This window comes from Nocardia fodinahabitans (genome assembly GCF_052983615.1).
Map to the genome: position 1 here is coordinate 5677046 of NZ_JBRJJC010000001.1, position 17558 is coordinate 5694603.

Sequence of the window (17558 nt, forward strand, 5' to 3'; positions counted from 1 at the left end):
CCTTCCCCGGATGCCGAGCGGCGAGCGCTGTGGATGGCCGAGCGGGAGTGCGCCGGATGACCCGGATCAGGGGGTGAGGAAGCGGGAGGCGTTGGTGGTGGCCCAGTCGGCGAAGGTGGTGGCGGGGCGGCCGGTGATGTCGTGGACGCTGGTGACGGGGAGGCTGGTGGGGTCGGGGGCGTAGTCGGTGAGGACGTTGTCGACGTACCAGACGGCGTTGTCGCCCATGGTGGGGGTGAGGGCGGCGATGGTTTCCGCGCGGGTGGACTGCCGGAAGGTGAGGTCGCGGTCCAGGGCGGTGGCGAGATGGGCGACGAGGGCGGTGCGGGTGAGGACTTCGGGGCCTGCCAGGGAGTAGGCCCGGCCCTGGTGGGAGTCGGAGAGCAGGGCGGTGGCAGCCACGGCGGCGATGTCGTCCATGGCGATCGGGGCCGTGGCGGCGTCGGGGTACGGCTCGCGGATGGTGGCGGTGTCGCGGATCTGCTGCGACCACGTGAGGGTGTTCTCCATGAAGTCGGCGGGCCACAGGTGGGTCCAGGCCAGGCCGCTGTCCTCGACGGCGGTGCACACCGCGCCCCACCAGCTCTCCGGCTCGCCCGACAGGTCGACGATGTGCCGCACGCCTGCCGCGCGGGCCAGCGCCAGCACCTCGGCGGCATTGTCCGGGGTGGGCGCCAGGTACACCCGCTCCACGCCCTCGAACGCCGCGGGCAGGGTCTCCGGGCGACGGAGATAGCCCTCGACCACGTCCACCTCGGCGGGCAGCGCCGCCTTGCCTGGGTTGGTGGTGAGCGCGCGGACATCGGTGTGCCCTGCGGCGAGCAGGTGATCGACGACCTTGCGGCCGATGTTCGCGGTGGCCCCGGTTACCAGGACGGTCATGTGTTTCCCTCCGGTACGACTCGATGAGGAATCCATTCTGCCAACGGAATTCGCCGACGGCACGTAGCAATTTCGACCTCCGTCCGGCGCTCGCTCGTGGCCGCGCAGGCCATGGTTACCGGTCAGCTACCCTGGCGGGGCAAGTGATCAGTTCCTCCCGGCAGCCGAAGGACACCATGATGCGACGACTCGTCCTGCTCGGCGCGGTACTCGCCGTCGGCATCCTCGGCTGCGGTAGTCCGGCCGATGACCAGCCCGAAGCGAAGGACGAGACCGTCCGGATGTTCGTCGCGCCCGAGCAGGTCGACTGCGTCGGCGTCGCGCCGATGCGGTGCTTGCAGATCCGGTATTCGCCGGACGAGCGCTGGCAGCTGTTCTACGAGGGCATCGCCGGGTTCACATACGAGCCGGGCTACGCCTACGAACTGACCGTCCGGGTGAGCCCCGTCGACAATCCGCCCGCCGACCACTCCAGCCGCCGATACGACCTTGTCCGGGTGGACGCGAAGACTCTGGCCTGAACCCTCACCGCCGTCCGCGCGGATCGAGCCAGGCGGGCAAGGGTTCCCGCGCGGCCCGCCACGCGAACGGCACCCCGATCACACCGGTCCGATCGCCGATTCCGGTGTAGGCGGCCACGATTCCACCGACGATCGCGCCGGTGGTGTCCCGATCGCCATCCGCCTCGATGCAGGCGGTGAGCGCGGCGGGGTAGTCGTCGAGGTGCGTCGCCGCGGCCCACAGGGCGAAGGGCACGGTGTCCTGCGCGGTCACCCGCGAGCCGTTCCCCAGCTCGCGTGCCGCGTCCGCGACGGAAACGCCGAGCAGAGCGCGGGCTCGGTGGACCGCACGAGTCGTCTCGCCGGGTTCGAGGCGATCGAGTACCGCGGCGAGGAATTCGCCGGGCGCCGGCCGGATCCCGGTCGCTCGAGCGCGGGCCGCCGCGCCGGCGGCGACGGCCACCGCGACCGCACCGGTCACCCCTTCCGGATGCAGATGCGTCACCTGCGCCGACCGAATCGCCTCGGCGACAATCCGTTCCGGATTCTGCGCGTAGTACGCCCCCAGCGGCGCGACCCGCATCGCCGCACCGTTGCCGCAGGATCCCTGCCCGTCGAACGAGGCACCGGCCGCCGCACGCCAGTGCGCGCCGTCGCGGATGCGCCGCAGCGTCGTCACTGTCGCGTGGCCGTAGTCCCGCGCGGGATCGCATCGACGCGCGAAGACGGCGGCCAGCCGATCCTGGTCGATCTCCGCGCGCGTGTGCAGCTCGGCCACCACGCAGGCCGCCATCTCGGTGTCGTCGGTCCACACCCACGGCCCCGACGGTGGCCGCCCCGCCCGGAGCTCCGGAATCGACTGGCCCATGAGGAAGAACTGCGCGCCCAGCGCGTCACCGACGGACAGGCCGTCCAGCGCATCCAGCATCAGCTCCCGCCGACGCCCGCGTGCGCCGGAGCGCCACCAGCCGACCATGTCCCGACCACCCCTTCCATCGGTGGGGGACTGTAGCGGACCTGAGAAGGCCGTCGCCAGGAACCTGTCGAACATCTTCACCAAGCTCGAGGTCGGCTCGCGGACCGCCGCGGCCGCGTTCGCCTACGAACACAACCTCACCTGAATTCGAGGCGATCCGGTGATGTTTTTCCGGTATCACCGCAGGTGGGGTTCCACTTGATCGTTGACGATGCGAAAATGCTCGCGGATCGAGATCCGGTCCAGCAGAGGATGTTCCGCCGATCTCGGCGGGCAGACTGGAGGGGCAAGATGTTTTTCTCGTCTCGAACGAGTTCCAGCGCACGACGATTCGGCACCGTCGCCGTTCTCGCGGCAGGGGCTCTCGGCCTCGCGGCCACCACCGCGCACGCCGGACCAGCAGCAGCCGTTCCGACCGTCCAGGGCGTCGAAGGGGGAGTGGCGTTCACGGCGAGTCCGCTCGCCGATGGCTCCGGACTCACCGCCTCCGTCGCCGACGGCACGTTCCGGCTCGCCGGGGGTGTGGTCACACTCTCCGATGGGGCGGGCCGGGTGGTCGCCGCCGTGCCGACCCGCCTCGCCACCGGCGCGGGTGAGGTCGAGCTGGCCGCGGGGATCGCCGCCGACGGGCAGTCGGTCACCCTACGTCCGGTCGCCGCACCGGCCTTCGTCACCGACAACCTGGCGGCCTTCGTCGACGAGGCGAGCGACACCCTCGCCCGCAAACAGCACAACGCGGGCATCGGCGCCCTGATCGGTGCGGGCATCGGCGCGGTCCTCGGGTTCTTCCTCGGCGGTGTCGGCGCGCTGGTCACCATTCCGATCGGTGCGGGCATCGGCGCCCTCATCGGCTACTCGACGCCGTAGTGAATGGGTGCGGTGGTCGGACAGGCCCGGCCACCGCACCGCCGGCAGGAGACCGACGATGACGGTGCCGTGCTCCGGTTGCGCCGAGGAATGAAGCGCGACCGGCGACCAACTCGACGATCGGTGTCGGGCGCGGCCGCTCGCCGAGATCACCACCCCACCGGCCTCCGTCCGGGAAACACGACCCCGTTCGACGTCAACGTCGCGCTTCCGCCCGGCACCGATTCGACGCTCTACGCTGAGGTGGGCGCCACCTGGCGGCTGGCGCAGTCCGCGCCGGAGACGGAGACGGTGGACCGAGTGCGCGGCGGCCTGCGCGACGGTCCCGTCGAGCGTTGAGGGGATCCGGTGACAGAACCAGAGGGCAAGCCCGCCGAGGTGTTCGACTACGACGCGGAGCTGCGCCTGCACAACGCCCACTTCCGGGCCGCCGCACGGGTGCGGGTGCACGACCGGGTGCTCGATATCGGGTGCGGTGCCGGGCAGACCACGCGGGAAGCGGCGCGCGCCGCCGCCGACCGCAACGAGTGGACATCGGTGATCCGCGAGACCCTCACCACCGAGGCGACAGTCGCCGGCGACGGTCCCGGCGCGTTCGCGCTCGCCGATCCGGCCGTCACCGAAGGGATCCTGGCTGCCGCCGGATTCACCGATATCACGTTCACCGATGTCCACGAGCCCGTCTACTACGGCCGTGACAGTGTGACCGCCTTCGTCAACGTGCTCCGGCTGGTGGAGTTCCGGGACGTCATCGCCGGTCTGGGCGCACAGGGCGCCGAGGCGGCGCGTGGGCGGCTGCGGGCACTGCTCGACGCGCACCACACCGGTGACGGCGTGTACTTCGACTCGCGCGCGTGGCTCGTCACCGCCCGCCGGCCCCCGCGACCAGGCGTCTGAATCCTTTTGCGCGGTGCGTGCCTCTTATCGATGTCCCGACACAATGTCGGGAACGGAAACGGAGGTTGTTGTGCTCATCGGAATCGGTATCGTCGTCGGCCTGATGGCGCTGTGCACGTGCATGGTCGTCGTGAAGCGCAAACGAGCTGGGCGTGGCTGACGCGAGCTGGCCCGACCATCAGCTGATCGTCGCCGCGCAGGGCGGTGACGTCGATGCGATCGCCGCGCTGGTGTCGGGCTCGCACCCCAACATCCAGCGCTTCGCGCGATCCCTGTGCGCCACACCGGAAGACGCGGAGGACGCGGCGCAGGAGGCGCTGATCATCCTCTATCGCAAGATCGGGATGCTGCGGGCCTCCGGTGCGCTGGCGTCGTGGATGTTCCGCATCGTGCGCAACGAGTGCCTGCGGCGGGCGCGCATGGGAATGCGGGACAACGCACCGGTGCCGGAAATCGCCGCGGTCGCCTCCGCCGAGGACGAAGTGCTGCAACGCTGGGAAGCGAGCAGGGTGGCGGCCGCCGTCGCCGCCCTGCCCGCCGATCAGCGCCGGGTGCTGATCATGCGCGACATCCAGGGCTACAGCGGGCGGCTGGTCGCCGACGCCCTCGGCCTCAGCACCGCCGCGATGAAATCCCGCCTGCACCGCGCCCGCGCGACCGTGCGGGAATCCCTGCACACCGTCACCGACCCGGTTCCAGGAGGACACGATGACCGGAACGAAACCTGACACCCCCGACTACGCGAGCTCATCGGTGCCCGTCCACCTGCTTCGCGGCGCCCTGGGCTTCGCCGCCCTGACCGGCTCGGTCGCCCTCATCCCGATCACCGGCCTGCTCAGCCTCCTGCTCCTGCCCGTCGGTCTGTTCGCCCTGCGCGGCTGCCCGACCTGCTGGGCGATCGGCCTGATGCAGACCCTCTCCCGAGGCAAACTGCAGCGTTCCTGCGAAGGCGGCGTCTGCACGCTGACCGTCGCGGACCGCGACAAGGTCTCCTCGTAGTTCTGGGCCGGATCGCAGCGTGCCCCACGACATCACCGTGGGGCACGCTGCCCTATGGCCCGCCGAGCCGCCGACCAGACCCTCTCGAATTTCTCCGGACGGATCTCCTCGGGCGAGCCGTCCGCGAGGTCCCAGTCGTCGGCGGTGCCCTCGCCGAGCACGCCGTACCGCCGCTCATACTCCTGAACCGCACTGATTCCACCCTGGTCGCGGGCGCGCAGCACCTCGTCGAGTGCCGCGGCGGTCACCGGAACGCCGTCCAGGCCTCGAAAGTCGACCTGGCGGACCGGGCGGCCATCGTCATCGAGTTCGATGAGCAGCCAGACACCCTTGGTGGGTGCTTTTGAGGCTGAAGACCTGGCGGTTGTGGAAGTACGGGTCCTCACGGAGTTCGGTGATGCCGCCCGAGGTGGCGTGGAAGTGGGCGTAGCCCGCTGAATCGAGGGGCACGCGGATCCAGGACGCTATGACGAAAGTCAGCGCGCCGCCGTGGGTGACGACGGTGCGCACACTGCGCCCTTCTCGGGGAGCCGATCGTTACGGCACGGAGGGGTCAGATGGTCACAAATATCGCTGGCGGGGTATTGCCGCCTGGTGTTAGGGTCGTTCGTCCGAGTTCGATGTAGTGCGAGAGATTGGGAGGTGAGTTGATGATCGCGGTGAAGACCGCTGCCCTGTGCAGCGCCCGGACCATCCTCACGTCCCGGGCTCCGGTCTGATCGATTCCCATCGCCGCTAGCGGCGCGAGCCATTCGCTCGCAGCCGTGGTGGATTCGGTGTTCGAGCCGGGGTCCCTTTTCAAGGGTCTCACTATGTATTCCTCTTCTCAGTCCTCATTCGATCTATCCGCGCTCGGTTGGGACGACTCGTTCGCAGCGCTGTTCGTAGAGCATGCGGCCGCTGGTCTGGTTCCGGCTCGCGTCGTGCGGGTCGACCGCGGCCGCTGTGACACACTGACCGCCTCGGGTCCCGTCCGCGCGGACAGTGCGGCGGTAGCCTCGCTCGACCCCGCCCATACCGTGTGCACAGGCGACTGGGCGGCACTGCGCCCGGACCCGGAACCGGAACTGGTGGCGCTGCTGCCACGGCGCAGCGCGATCACCCGGGCTTCGTCGGATCGAACCTCCCACCGGCAGGTCTTGGCGACGAACGTCGACACCGTCGCTATCGCTGTCTCGCTCACAGCACCGCTGAACGCGGGCCGCGTCGAGCGGTTACTAGCGCTGGCGTGGGACAGCGGTGCGAAACCGGTCGTCGTACTCACCAAAGCCGACGTCACCGACGATCTCGACGCCACCTTGGCGGCTCTCGCCTCGCTGGCACCCGGCGTGGACATCGTCACCACCAGCGCCACGACAGGTACGGGGCTGGACCTTCTGCCGGAGGTGATGACCGGAACCACGGTCCTGCTCGGCCCCTCGGGTGCGGGAAAGTCCACCCTCGCCAACGCCCTGCTCGGTCGAGAACACATGGGCACCAACGAAGTTCGGGCCACAGACGGCAAAGGTCGGCATACCACCGTGCACCGCGAGTTGCTGCCGCTGCCCGGCGGCGGGGTGCTCATCGATACTCCGGGCTTGCGGGGCATCGGCCTGCACGATGCCGCCGACGGGGTCGAGCGGGTCTTCGCCGAGATCGAGGCCTACGCCCGTGACTGCGCCTTCCGAAATTGTGAACATCGCAGTGAACCGGGCTGCGCGGTACAGGAAGCTGTGGTCGCCGGCATGTTGGATGTGAGCAGGCTCGACCGATACCGCAAGCTGTTGCGCGAAAGCGCACGGGCCGCGGACCGAGGAAACGCCCGCGAGTCGAGTAAGCGCAGCACAACCAAAAAGGTGATCACGCGGGATCTGCGCGCGACCTATCGATTCCGTGACCGCCAGCGCGAACGCTGACGCCGATTGCGGCAGCACGCACCCGGGGACCTCCCGGCTGCGCCGGTTGCCTGCGGCCGGCACTCCAGCCCCGCAGACCTGCCGCCCTCCACACCGAGTAACTCACCACCCCGAAACGGAGAAGACTGTTGTGAGCACACACACCAACTGGACCACCCGCGCCGAGACCGACGGCGACATCCCCGCGATTCGCAAGATCAACCTCGCCGCATTCGACACCGCCGAGGAGGCCGACCTCGTCGACGCGCTACGCGCCGATCCGGCGTGGATAGCCAGCTTGTCCATCCTCAGCGCAGGACCCGACGGCCAGCCCGTCGGTTACGCGTTGCTGACTCGCTGTCACGTCGACGACACCCCGGCGCTATGCCTGGGACCGTGCGCGGTGTTGCCCGAGTACCAGAGGACCGGGGCTGGCTCCGCTGCCATCCGTGCCGCTCTCGCGGCTGCTGAAACGGCGGGCGAGCACTTCGTGATCGTTCTCGGACATCCGACCTACTACCCGCGGTTCGGGTTCACCCGCGCCTCGGAGTACGGCATCCGGCTCAGTATCGATGTCCCCGACGAGGCATTGATGGCACTGAGCCTCGACTCCGAACAACTGCCCAGCGGCACCGTTCGCTACGCAGCACCCTTCGGCATCTAACCGAGCAGAGACACTCCGCTCCGCCCTTTCCCGTTGTCCTGGGCCGGCCTGCAGACGTGCAGGCAGGCCCAGGACGCGGGCCGACACCCGCCGCCTCCGAGGAGCGGTAAGCCCATGCCAGGCGTAAAACCCGCCCGGGTGGCATAGTCTGCGCTGGTAGGCGCGTTTTCCCTTCGAACGGAAGCGGGGCCGACCATGGCAGGAAAGTTCGAGATCTTCGCCGATGCGGCGAGCAAGTTCCGGTGGCGGCTCGAGGCCGGCCACGGCGAGAGGAATACCAGGTGGCCAGGCCTTCGCTGAATGCGTGAGGTGAGCGGCTTCAGCTGTTCTGGAAGGGGTTGAAGGTCCTTCCGGCGAGGTAGCCCAGGCGGATGGGCAGGGGCTTCAGGACGGCGGCGGAGATCTTGTTGACGACGCCCGGGACACACACGGGCTTGCCTTTCATCACGGCGGCCCAGCCTTCGGAGACGACGGCTTCTGGCTGCTGCCAGAGGATGCTGGGCAGGTGGTCGGCTTTGTCGCGAGTGCCCATGACGTCGTGGAATTCGGTGTGGGTGAAGCCGGGGCACAGCGCGGTGACGTGGATGCCGTGGGGTTTGAGTTCCATGTCGAGGGCTTGCGAGGTGTTGAGGACGTAGGACTTGATGCCGGTGTAGAGCAGGCTGGCGCCGGGTGGGGCGAACGCGGCGACGGAGGACAGGTTGATGATGCGGCCCCACTGGCGTTTCTTCATGCCGGGGATGACCAGGTGGGCGAGTTCGGTCGGGGCGGTCACCATCAGCTGGATCTCCCCGGCCAGGACGTCCCATGGGGTATCGGCGAACGCGGTCTTGCCCGATAGGCCTGCGTTGTTGATCAGGACGTCGACGTCCAAGCCCTGCTGGCTGGCGTAGTCCACAATCGCGGCGGGTGCGGCGGGGTCGGTGAGGTCGGCGGCGAACACCTCGCAGCGCATACCGTGGCGATCGGTCAGCTGCGTGGCGAGCTCCTGGAGACGATCGGCGCGGCGGGCGACGAGCAGCAGTTGGTAGCCGCTTGCGGCCAGGTGGTGGGCGAACGTCGAGCCGATGCCGGCCGACGCGCCGGTGATCAGTGCGGTGCGAGGGGATGTGGTCATGGATCCTTCGTTCGGAGGGGCCGACAGGTGAGCGGTGTCAGGCGGGCGGGCCGGGCAGCTCGCGGGGGCCGGGTGCGAAGTTACGGCGGGCTTTACCGATGTCGCCGCGGTAGGAGCCGACCGGGCCGGTCAGCAGGAAAGGGCGGGGGACCCGGCGCTGAGCATCGGTGAAGCCCCAGGTGCCCATGCCCAGATAAACGCCGGGCGCGGCACGCCGCACCTCGTCCACCATGTGGATCGACCCGCAGATCGAGGTGTAGGCGCGATAGAGGAGCGTGTAGGCCGGGGCGCCGTCGTAGCGGGACGGGGCCAGCAGCGTGCGCATCGGGTAGCGCTGCCGGACCCGGCCGAACTCGCCGAAAGTGTTGTAGCCGCGCCCGCCGTTCTCATCGACGGGGCGGAACGCCTTGCACAGCCATGGTCCGAGCGGGTTGGCCACGGCCACCTTTCCGGTCACCACAGCGAACGGGTTCGGCTGGGCCAGCAGGCCGGCGGTGTACTCGCCATCGATCTCAGCGATGGTTGGCGCTTCCAGAGTGGTGAACAGGGCGAGCAGGCCGCTGGTGTCGAGCCGGCGTAGCTCGGCGGCCGCGTTGTCGGTGTCCATGGAACCCAGCCTCATCTCGTAATTTCTTGAGCGTCACTTAAGAATGCTAACGCCTTCTTGAGCGTTGCTCAAGATAAAGTGGTTAGGTGCCAAGGAATCGACGTCCGCAGAACCGCGAGGAGAAGCGCGAGGAGATCATCGCCGCCGCGCGGCGCTTGCTCATCGACGACGGCTTCGAGTCGGCGTCCACGGGGCGGATCGCCAAAAGCGCCGGGGTCACCGTCAATACGATCTACTGGTATTTCCAGGACAAGGACGAGCTGCTCATCGCGGTCCTGGACCGCATCCTGGCCGAGGCGCTCGCCACCTACGCGGAGATCGACGGCCTATCGTTGAACGAACGGCTGCTGTGGGTGGTCGACCAGTTGGCGCAGCTGCACGGGCTCGTCAACACCGTGCACGCCCGCGCCGCGGCCGCCCCCGCCATCGATGCCTGGCACTCCGGCTTTCACCAGGTGGCCGACGCGCTGTTCGCCGACAACCTCCGCGCGGTCGGAGTCGCCGAAACCGACCTCGCCGCCATGTCCGCTATCGGCACCTTCGTCATCGAAGGACTCCTCACCCATAATCGCGACGACGCGGACAAGCGAGCGGTCATCGACCTGCTCGTCCGCAGCCTCACCGCCGCATCCGGTCGACCCGAGCCGAACTGACCGGCAACGGCGCCCCACAGGCCGAACTCGCTTTCCTGTCGCACGAACCCGTCAATATCGATGCGGCTGACCGTGCCGGGCGGTCGAGGAGAACATCGACGCCCCGACTGCAACGTGCGAGTCGCTCGGAACGACCCGTCGACGATCTGCCGCCCGATCAGGGCCAGTGGCAGCGTTTCCCCATCGATAAGGCAGGTACTCTCACCGCGGCACTTCCCAGACTGTTTGGAACGCCAGGGCGAGTAGGCAGGCGTTGATGACGAAGCCGAGCACGAGGGTCGGCGCGAAGAACAACGCGAGCACCGTCGTGGAACCGAGGACGCCTGCGACGGTGAGACCGATCCACCAAGCGGACGGAACCAGCCATCCCAGCACCGCCAGCGCAGCCGCGGCCAACGCTACGAACGTGATGACGGCCAGCACCGCACCGAGCGCACGCACGAGCCCGCTGTCGACGCCGCGCCCGATCAACCACGAGCGGTCCATGTCGAATGGGTTGTCCGCGCCCGCCTCGCTCGTCCCACGATTGGGCGTCGGAAGAAGAAGGACTACATGCACCCAGCCGTGTGCGAACAGGATCGCCGCCACCAGCCACGGACCCCAGGCGCTCCCGCGGTCGAGCAGCCACCAGACAACAGCAACCACCGCCACGAGCACGACCGCCAGCGGCAGGAGCCCTGTCACCGTCTTCATCGCACCCACCTTCCCCTGCACGCCGGCAAACACCGCACCTCCGACTGAACCCCTCTTGCCCCGACACATGCAGAGCCGTTCGTCGCAAACCTCGGTGCCGAAAGTGCCTCCGATGCGGGGATCGGGGAGCAGAGGCCGAAAATCCGGCGCTGAGGATTCATCGCAGATGGCCGAGTCCCGCCACCGCAAGGCCGAGAACCTGCGCGCGAATCGACACAGAAACCGCTGACAGGCCGCAGGCCGGTGTCACATCGGGCGGGGATGTCGTTGCGGTGCTGGGGCGGCTCTGTTCGGCGGCGCGGAATCGGCCACCGGCACCTGGTCAGGTCGACCCCGTTGGCACGTGCAACGGGTGACGTGAGATCGGGGGAGTGGGCGCAGAGGGGATCGAACCCCCGACCGCTGGTGTGTAAAACCAGTGCTCTACCGCTGAGCTATACGCCCTGGCACCGCCGGCGGGAACCGGCGGTGACGGTTTATGAATCTAGCGCGGCGAGCGCTTTCTCCCAAGCCGCCTGGTCACGGGCCTCTCCGGGCCCGTTCATCTCGGCGAAAGTGATGTAACCGGACTTGTCGACGACGAAGGTGCCACGGTTGGGATAACCGGACTTCTCGTTGAAGACGTCGTAGGCCTGGGTGACGGCGCCGTGCGGCCAGAAATCCGACAGCAGCGGGAACAGGTAGCCCTGTTCGGCGGCCCAGATCTTGTGGGTGGGTGGGGGACCGACGGAGATCGCGAGGATCTCGGCGTCGTCGTTCTGGAACTTGGGCAGTTCGTCACGCACTTTGCACAGCTCACCCTGGCAGATGCCGGTGAAGGCGAGCGGATAGAACACCAGCAGGACGTTCTTCTTGCCGCGATAATCCGACAGCGAGACGGGCTGGTTGTTCTGGTCCTTGAGCGTGAAGTCCGGCGCGAGAGTGCCAACCTCTAGCGGCATACAGCGAATCCTCCGTCGTGTCGGGTCTCAGCCGAGCGTTCTCGTCCGGCTGAGACCTTAGCGAACGGCGGATTCAGCGCTGTTTGGACGGTGCCTTCGGCTGGACCAGGCGCGAGCCCGTCCAGCTGCCGAGGCTGATGGTCGAGGTCTGGGTCAGGCCGGCCGTGGGCGCGGCTTCGGCGATCTCGCTCGGATCGACATGGCCCGATTGACCGGTCTTGGGGGTGAGGACCCAGATGAAGCCTTCGTCGGCCAGCGGGCCGATGGCATCCATCAGCTCGTCGGCCAGATCGCCGTCACCTTCTCGCCACCACAAAAGGACGGCGTCGACGACCTCGTCGGAGTCCTCGTCGACCATCTCGGCGCCGCTGACCTCCTCGATCTCGGCGCGCAATGCGTCGTCTGTGTCCTCGTCCCAGCCCAATTCCTGAACGACCAAGCCGTGAGAAATGCCAAGCTTCTGAGCGTAGTTCTGCGCGTCCGCCGCGGCGACCACGGTGGTGTCCTCCCTAAACTGCCGACAGTAGATACGTGCAAGCGAACATGGTTATCGGCCGCAGCGCAAGCCGATCGGATGAATTGGGACCGTATGCCGCGTGTCGGCGGGGCGAATTCAGCGGCTCGGGCAGGCGTCGTGGACCGCGGTACGGGCCTGGTTGATCTTGCGGCTGGCGTCGTTGAGCCGGGTCACCTGGGAGCTGTAGGTCATCTTTCTGGTCTCGGCGGACAGCTCGCGCGCGGCGACGACGTAGGCGGTGAACTTCTCGGCGAGATCGGCGGGCAGCGCCCCCGCCGCCGCGGTGACGCCGGTCTCGACCTTGGTCGCGGCGTTGTCGAGGGTGGTAGCCGCGGCCTCGCGCTTGTCGGCGTAGTCGGGGGCGTTGCGGTCGTGCGCGGTGACGAACTCGTTGAAGGCGGTGACGCCTGCGCCGGTGGTGGTGGGGAACTGGGTGCAGTTGTCGCTGATCGCCTTGGTCTGCGCGGCGGCGGCCTTGGACGAGGCGGCCGCCGAGGAGGACGCGGCGGCGGAGGTCTTATAGGCGGCGACCTCGGCGGCGTCGGTGGTGGCGGTGCCGGGCACCTGCTCGGCGCAGCCGGCCACGACCATGCCCGCGGTCACGGCGACAGCGGCACAGACCAGCCCGAGCCGGCGCACGTCCAGCAGCCTCATCGTTCCCCCGATTCCTCTCACTCGGTTGCTTCCCCTGCCGAACTTAGTGGATTCCGCAGGCGCGTGGATCGGCGCTGCGCTGCGACTTCGTTCGGTCCGGAATCCATAGGGAAGTGATATGAATGAGGGGTGCCCGTGAGGTGGTGTGGCGGCGGGTCCGCCGCCGCCTCCGGCCGGGGCACGGATCGCTGGGGGAACGTCACGCTGTGGTCCAGCGAAATACCGGGCAGTACCTGCTCGGGAGGGATGACCCGGGCAGCCTTTTCGGTAAGGATGAAAGGTGCGCCCGAAACTTTCGTGACGGGTGGCCCGCACACCAAGCGGGCAGGCCCGGGGATAGCGACGCCAACAAGCAGTTCAGCCCCCAGTACGAGGAGCAGATTTGACCGACCTGATCCACTCTGTATCAGCGAATTCCGCGAACGATCCCGCCGCGGCGGCACCCGCCGCAGGCGCCGAGTCCGCCACCAGACCTACCGGTGAGCGGGTTCGGGTGATCCGCGAGGGAGTGGCGTCGTATCTTCCGGATATCGACCCCGAGGAGACCAGCGAATGGCTGGAATCCTTCGACGACATGCTCGACCGCGAAGGCCCGGGCCGCGCCCGGTACCTGATGCTGCGACTGCTCGAGCGCGCCGGCGAACGCCGCGTCTCGATCCCCGCGCTCACCTCCACCGATTACGTCAACACCATCCCCACCGAGAACGAGCCCTGGTTCCCCGGTGACGAAGAGGTCGAGCGCCGCTACCGCGCCTGGATCCGGTGGAACGCCGCGATCATGGTGCACCGCGCGCAGCGCCCCGGCATCGGCGTCGGCGGCCACATCTCGACCTACGCGTCCTCGGCGGCGCTCTACGAGGTGGGCTTCAACCACTTCTTCCGCGGCAAGGACCATCCCGGCGGCGGCGACCACATCTTCATCCAGGGCCACGCCTCGCCCGGCATCTACGCGCGCGCCTTCATGGAGGGCCGCCTGAGCACCGACCGGCTCGACGGCTTCCGGCAGGAATACAGCCACGGCGGACCGGGCCACGGCCTGCCGTCCTACCCGCACCCGCGGTTGATGCCGGACTTCTGGGAGTTCCCGACGGTGTCGATGGGCCTGGGCCCGATGAACGCGATCTACCAGGCGCGGTTCAACCACTACCTGCACGATCGCGGCATCAAGGACACCTCCGACCAGCACGTCTGGGCGTTCCTCGGCGACGGCGAGATGGACGAACCCGAGTCGCGCGGCCTGATCCAGGTGGCCGCCAACGAGGCGCTCGACAACCTGACCTTCGTGATCAACTGCAACCTGCAGCGGCTCGACGGTCCGGTGCGCGGCAACGGCAAGATCATCCAGGAGCTGGAGTCGTTCTTCCGCGGCGCGGGCTGGAACGTCATCAAGGTGGTCTGGGGCCGCGAGTGGGACGCGCTGCTGGGCGCCGACCGCGACGGCGCGCTGGTGAACCTGATGAACACCACGCCCGACGGCGATTTCCAGACCTACAAGGCCAACGACGGCGCGTACGTGCGCGACCACTTCTTCGGTCGCGACCCGCGCACCAAGGCGCTGGTGCAGAACATGTCCGACAGCGACATCTGGAACCTCAAGCGCGGCGGCCACGACTACCGCAAGGTCTACGCGGCCTACGCGGCGGCGATGACGCACAAGGGCCAGCCGACGGTGATCCTGGCCAAGACGATCAAGGGCTACACCCTCGGCAAGCACTTCGAGGGCCGCAACGCCACCCACCAGATGAAGAAGCTGGCGCTGCAGGACCTCAAGGACTTCCGCGATCTGCAGCGCATCCCGATCACGGACGCCGAGCTGGAGAAGGATCCGTACCTGCCGCCGTACTACCACCCCGGCATGGACAACCCGGCCATCCAGTACATGCTGAGCCGGCGTCAGTCGCTCGGTGGTTTCGTGCCGGAACGCCGCTCGGTCGCCAAGCCGCTCACGCTGCCCGGCGACGAGGCGTACCGCTCGGTGCGCAAGGGCTCGGGCAAGCAGAAGGTCGCGACCACCATGGCGCTGGTGCGCCTGGTCAAGGAACTGCTGCGCGACAAGGAGATCGGCAAGCGCATCGTGCCGATCATCCCGGACGAGGCCCGCACCTTCGGTATGGACTCGTGGTTCCCGACGCTGAAGATCTACAACCGCAACGGCCAGCTCTACACCTCGGTCGACGCGGAGCTGATGCTCGCCTACAAGGAGAGCACCGTCGGCCAGATCATGCACGAGGGCATCAACGAGGCCGGTTCCACCGCGACCTTCACCGCGGCGGGCACCTCCTACGCCACCCACGGCGAGCCGATGATCCCGCTCTACATCTTCTATTCGATGTTCGGCTTCCAGCGCACCGGCGACAGCTTCTGGGCCGCCGCCGACCAGCTGGCGCGCGGATTCGTCCTCGGCGCCACCGCGGGCCGCACCACGCTCACCGGCGAGGGCCTGCAGCACAACGACGGACAGTCGCTGCTGCTGGCCTCGACCAACCCGGCCGTGGTGACCTACGACCCGGCGTTCTCCTTCGAGATCGCGCACATCATGCGCGACGGCCTGCGCCGGATGTACGGCGGTGTGACCCCCGAGACCACCCCGCTGCCCGGCACGAATCCGCCGGAGAGCGGTGCGTTCGCCGGGGAGAACATCTTCTACTACATCACCCTGTACAACGAGCCCTACCAGCAGCCGGCCGAGCCGGACGACCTCGACGTGGCCGGTCTGCTCAAGGGTCTCTACCTGTACCAGCGCGGTGGTGAGGGCAGCATCCGCGCCCAGATCCTCGTCTCCGGCGTGACCGTGCCCGACGGTCTGCGCGCCCAGGAGATCCTGGCGCAGGAGTGGGGCGTGGCCGCCGACGTGTGGTCGGTGACCTCGTTCGGCGAGCTGCGCAGGGAGGCGCTGGACAAGGAGATCCAGGCGCTCAAGCACCCCGACACCGATCCGGGTGTTCCCTACGTCACCCAGGCGCTCGCGCAGACGCAGGGACCGGTCGTGGCCGCCACGGACTGGATGCGCGCGGTCTCCGATCAGATCCGGCAGTGGGTGCCGGGCGACTACATCACCCTGGGCACCGACGGGTTCGGCTTCTCCGACACCCGCCCGGCCGCCCGCCGGGTGTTCAACGTCGACGCGCAGTCGATCGTGGTCGCGGTGCTCGAGGGCCTGGTCAAGGACGGCACGCTGGACAAGGCGAAGGCGGTGGAAGCGGCGGCGAAATACCGCATCGACGACGTCGCCGCCGCGCCGAAGCCCAGTGCGGACGCGGCCGAGGAACTCGCGTAGCGGACTATTGGACTGTGGAGCGCAAACCGCCGCGGCCCCGTCGGATCACCGAGGGCACCAGCGAACACGAGGTCTATCTGCCGACCGGGGCACTGTCCCCGAATCGGCAGACCCGTGATCCGCTGCCCGACACGCTGCTCAAGCGGGTCAAGCAGTTCTCGGGCCGGCTGTCCACCGAGGCGGTGGGGTCGATGCAGGATCGGCTGCCGTTCTTCGCCGACCTGGACGCCGCGCAGCGTGCGGGCGTCCAGATGCTGGTGCAGACGGCGGTCGTGAACTTCCTGGAGTGGTTGCAGGATCCCGACTCCGATATCCGCTTCAGCCTGGACGCGTTCCAGGTGATTCCGCAGGATCTGGCGCGGCGGCTGACGCTGCGCCAGACCGTGGACATGGTGCGGGTGGCCATGGACTTCTTCGAGCAGTGGCTGCCCGCTCTGGCGCGCAACGACCGGCAGCTGGTCGCGCTCACCGAGGCGGTGCTGCGATACGGGCGTGAGCTCGGTTTCGCAGCCGCCTCGGTGTACGCCAGCGCCGCCGAGTCGCGCGGCGCGTGGGATACCCGCCTGGAGGCGCTGGTGGTCGACGCGGTGGTCCGCGGCGACACCGGTCCCGACATGCTCTCCGGGCGGCTACGTTGAACTGGGACGCCACCGCGCCCGCCACCGTGCTCGTCGGTACTCCGCCGGCGGACCAGGGCGTGTCGACGGTCGGCGCGGTGCACACCATCGCGACCAGGCACGGCAGGGCCGCGCTGGCGGTGGTGCAGGGCGCGCGACTGGTGATGGTGGTCAGCGGGCATCTCGGTGACGCCGGGATCGCCTCGCCGTTCCTGGCCGATCTGCTGGCCGACGTCTTCTCCGACGGCCCGGTGGTGATCGGCCCGACCATGCGGACCCTGGGCGCCGCGCACGCCAGCGCGATCGAGGCGCTGGCCGGAATGGAGGCCGTGGTGGGCTGGCGCGCCGCGCCAAGGCCCGTTCACGCCTCGGAATTGCTCCCCGAACGCGCCCTGCTGGGCGATAGAGCTGCGATCGAGGCGCTGAACGAGTATCTTGTGCTCCCGTTGGCTGCTGCCGGATCTTCGTTATCCGACACACTCGATGCCTATCTGGATTGTGGTGGAGCAGTAGAAACGTGCGCGCGTCAGCTGTACGTCCATCCAAATACCGTTCGGTACCGTCTCAAACGAATCGGCGAGATCACGGGACGTGATCCCATGAATCCCCGAGACGCTTATGTGCTCCGGATCGCGGCCACAGTGGGCCGTTTGACACGAACGCATAACGAATCGTCACCCCCCGTCACAGAAACACCGCCTACCCCAGTGGGCTTCGAGCCCCTGTAACGAGATTGGGGAATCGGTCGATCGGGACATCCCACCTCGGATTTTGTGGGACCCCTACAAAACCCGTTCGAAAGCTTCATTCGCGCCGACATCTC

General features: G+C 68.2%; 21 protein-coding genes, 1 tRNA gene and 1 pseudogene. 12 read left to right on the top strand and 11 right to left on the bottom strand.

What is annotated here, in order from left to right; all coding sequences use genetic code 11:
- Window positions 1–66: 66 nt before the first annotated feature.
- Window positions 67–882, bottom strand: a complete 816-nt coding sequence (locus NV348_RS26725; protein ID WP_447149309.1) for an SDR family oxidoreductase — start codon at window positions 880–882, stop codon at window positions 67–69.
- A 179-nt stretch (window positions 883–1061) separates the two neighbouring features.
- On the opposite strand from NV348_RS26725, the gene NV348_RS26730 reads away from it, so the two are divergent.
- The gene (locus NV348_RS26730) at window positions 1062–1403 is read left to right on the top strand and encodes a DUF4377 domain-containing protein (RefSeq protein WP_447149310.1); all 342 of its coding nucleotides are present in this window, start codon (window positions 1062–1064) and stop codon (window positions 1401–1403) included.
- A gap of 4 nt (window positions 1404–1407) precedes the next feature.
- Here NV348_RS26730 and NV348_RS26735 read toward each other — a convergent pair whose 3' ends face one another.
- Window positions 1408–2310, bottom strand: coding sequence for an ADP-ribosylglycohydrolase family protein (locus NV348_RS26735; protein WP_447149311.1), 903 nt, complete (start codon window positions 2308–2310; stop codon window positions 1408–1410).
- 70 nt (window positions 2311–2380) lie between these two features.
- On the opposite strand from NV348_RS26735, the gene NV348_RS26740 reads away from it, so the two are divergent.
- The 6 genes from NV348_RS26740 (at window position 2381) to NV348_RS26765 (ending at window position 5121) form a co-directional block, all read left to right on the top strand.
- The gene (locus NV348_RS26740; RefSeq protein WP_447149312.1) at window positions 2381–2503 is read left to right on the top strand and encodes a helix-turn-helix domain-containing protein; all 123 of its coding nucleotides are present in this window, start codon (window positions 2381–2383) and stop codon (window positions 2501–2503) included.
- Between the two features lie 146 nt (window positions 2504–2649).
- Window positions 2650–3225: a DUF8020 domain-containing protein gene (locus NV348_RS26745; RefSeq protein WP_447149313.1), complete on the top strand. Its 576-nt coding sequence runs from the start codon at window positions 2650–2652 to the stop codon at window positions 3223–3225.
- A 3-nt stretch (window positions 3226–3228) separates the two neighbouring features.
- Window positions 3229–3564 carry a hypothetical protein gene (locus NV348_RS26750; RefSeq protein WP_447149314.1) on the top strand — a complete coding sequence of 112 codons (336 nt, stop codon included), beginning with the start codon at window positions 3229–3231 and terminating at the stop codon, window positions 3562–3564.
- A gap of 9 nt (window positions 3565–3573) precedes the next feature.
- On the top strand, window positions 3574–4122 hold the full coding sequence (locus NV348_RS26755; RefSeq protein ID WP_447149315.1) for a hypothetical protein: 549 nt from the start codon (window positions 3574–3576) through the stop codon (window positions 4120–4122).
- A 152-nt stretch (window positions 4123–4274) separates the two neighbouring features.
- Window positions 4275–4850, top strand: coding sequence for an RNA polymerase sigma factor (locus NV348_RS26760; protein WP_447149316.1), 576 nt, complete (start codon window positions 4275–4277; stop codon window positions 4848–4850).
- Window positions 4831–5121: a hypothetical protein gene (locus NV348_RS26765; protein ID WP_447149317.1), complete on the top strand. Its 291-nt coding sequence runs from the start codon at window positions 4831–4833 to the stop codon at window positions 5119–5121. The genes NV348_RS26760 and NV348_RS26765 overlap by 20 nt, the downstream gene beginning before the upstream one ends.
- Window positions 5122–5153: 32 nt before the next feature.
- Here NV348_RS26765 and NV348_RS26770 read toward each other — a convergent pair whose 3' ends face one another.
- Together NV348_RS26770 and NV348_RS26775 are read right to left on the bottom strand one after the other, a co-directional pair.
- A complete protein-coding gene (locus NV348_RS26770) occupies window positions 5154–5369 on the bottom strand; it encodes a hypothetical protein (protein ID WP_447149318.1) in 216 nt (71 codons plus the stop codon).
- A gap of 52 nt (window positions 5370–5421) precedes the next feature.
- On the bottom strand, window positions 5422–5631 hold the full coding sequence (locus NV348_RS26775; RefSeq protein ID WP_447149319.1) for a hypothetical protein: 210 nt from the start codon (window positions 5629–5631) through the stop codon (window positions 5422–5424).
- Window positions 5632–5933: 302 nt separating this feature from the next.
- On the opposite strand from NV348_RS26775, the gene rsgA reads away from it, so the two are divergent.
- Together rsgA and NV348_RS26785 are read left to right on the top strand one after the other, a co-directional pair.
- Complete coding sequence (rsgA, locus tag NV348_RS26780; protein ID WP_447149320.1) at window positions 5934–7016, top strand: ribosome small subunit-dependent GTPase A; 1083 nt, start codon at window positions 5934–5936, stop codon at window positions 7014–7016.
- A 130-nt stretch (window positions 7017–7146) separates the two neighbouring features.
- The gene (locus NV348_RS26785) at window positions 7147–7659 is read left to right on the top strand and encodes a GNAT family N-acetyltransferase (RefSeq protein ID WP_447149321.1); all 513 of its coding nucleotides are present in this window, start codon (window positions 7147–7149) and stop codon (window positions 7657–7659) included.
- 319 nt (window positions 7660–7978) lie between these two features.
- Here NV348_RS26785 and NV348_RS26790 read toward each other — a convergent pair whose 3' ends face one another.
- Entirely contained in the window at window positions 7979–8776 is a 798-nt protein-coding gene (locus NV348_RS26790; RefSeq protein ID WP_447149322.1) for an SDR family NAD(P)-dependent oxidoreductase, read from the bottom strand.
- 37 nt (window positions 8777–8813) lie between these two features.
- A complete protein-coding gene (locus tag NV348_RS26795; RefSeq protein ID WP_447149323.1) occupies window positions 8814–9383 on the bottom strand; it encodes a hypothetical protein in 570 nt (189 codons plus the stop codon).
- A gap of 86 nt (window positions 9384–9469) precedes the next feature.
- Between NV348_RS26795 and NV348_RS26800 the strand changes: the two genes are divergently transcribed.
- The gene (locus NV348_RS26800) at window positions 9470–10036 is read left to right on the top strand and encodes a TetR/AcrR family transcriptional regulator (RefSeq protein WP_447149324.1); all 567 of its coding nucleotides are present in this window, start codon (window positions 9470–9472) and stop codon (window positions 10034–10036) included.
- A 201-nt stretch (window positions 10037–10237) separates the two neighbouring features.
- Here the strand turns inward: NV348_RS26800 and NV348_RS26805 are convergent, their stop codons facing one another.
- The 5 genes from NV348_RS26805 to NV348_RS26825 form a co-directional block, all read right to left on the bottom strand.
- On the bottom strand, window positions 10238–10729 hold the full coding sequence (locus NV348_RS26805) for a hypothetical protein (RefSeq protein ID WP_447149325.1): 492 nt from the start codon (window positions 10727–10729) through the stop codon (window positions 10238–10240).
- A gap of 372 nt (window positions 10730–11101) precedes the next feature.
- Window positions 11102–11173: transfer RNA gene (locus NV348_RS26810), tRNA-Val, on the bottom strand.
- A 32-nt stretch (window positions 11174–11205) separates the two neighbouring features.
- On the bottom strand, window positions 11206–11670 hold the full coding sequence (locus NV348_RS26815; protein WP_218718893.1) for a peroxiredoxin: 465 nt from the start codon (window positions 11668–11670) through the stop codon (window positions 11206–11208).
- A gap of 73 nt (window positions 11671–11743) precedes the next feature.
- A complete protein-coding gene (locus NV348_RS26820) occupies window positions 11744–12166 on the bottom strand; it encodes a DUF3052 domain-containing protein (protein WP_447149326.1) in 423 nt (140 codons plus the stop codon).
- Window positions 12167–12283: 117 nt separating this feature from the next.
- Window positions 12284–12841 carry an Rv2240c family protein gene (locus NV348_RS26825; protein WP_447149327.1) on the bottom strand — a complete coding sequence of 186 codons (558 nt, stop codon included), beginning with the start codon at window positions 12839–12841 and terminating at the stop codon, window positions 12284–12286.
- A gap of 493 nt (window positions 12842–13334) precedes the next feature.
- On the opposite strand from NV348_RS26825, the gene aceE reads away from it, so the two are divergent.
- A complete protein-coding gene (aceE, locus tag NV348_RS26830) occupies window positions 13335–16118 on the top strand; it encodes a pyruvate dehydrogenase (acetyl-transferring), homodimeric type (protein WP_447151148.1) in 2784 nt (927 codons plus the stop codon).
- A 44-nt stretch (window positions 16119–16162) separates the two neighbouring features.
- A pseudogene (locus tag NV348_RS26835) lies at window positions 16163–17463 on the top strand (PucR family transcriptional regulator).
- Window positions 17464–17558: the final 95 nt, after the last annotated feature.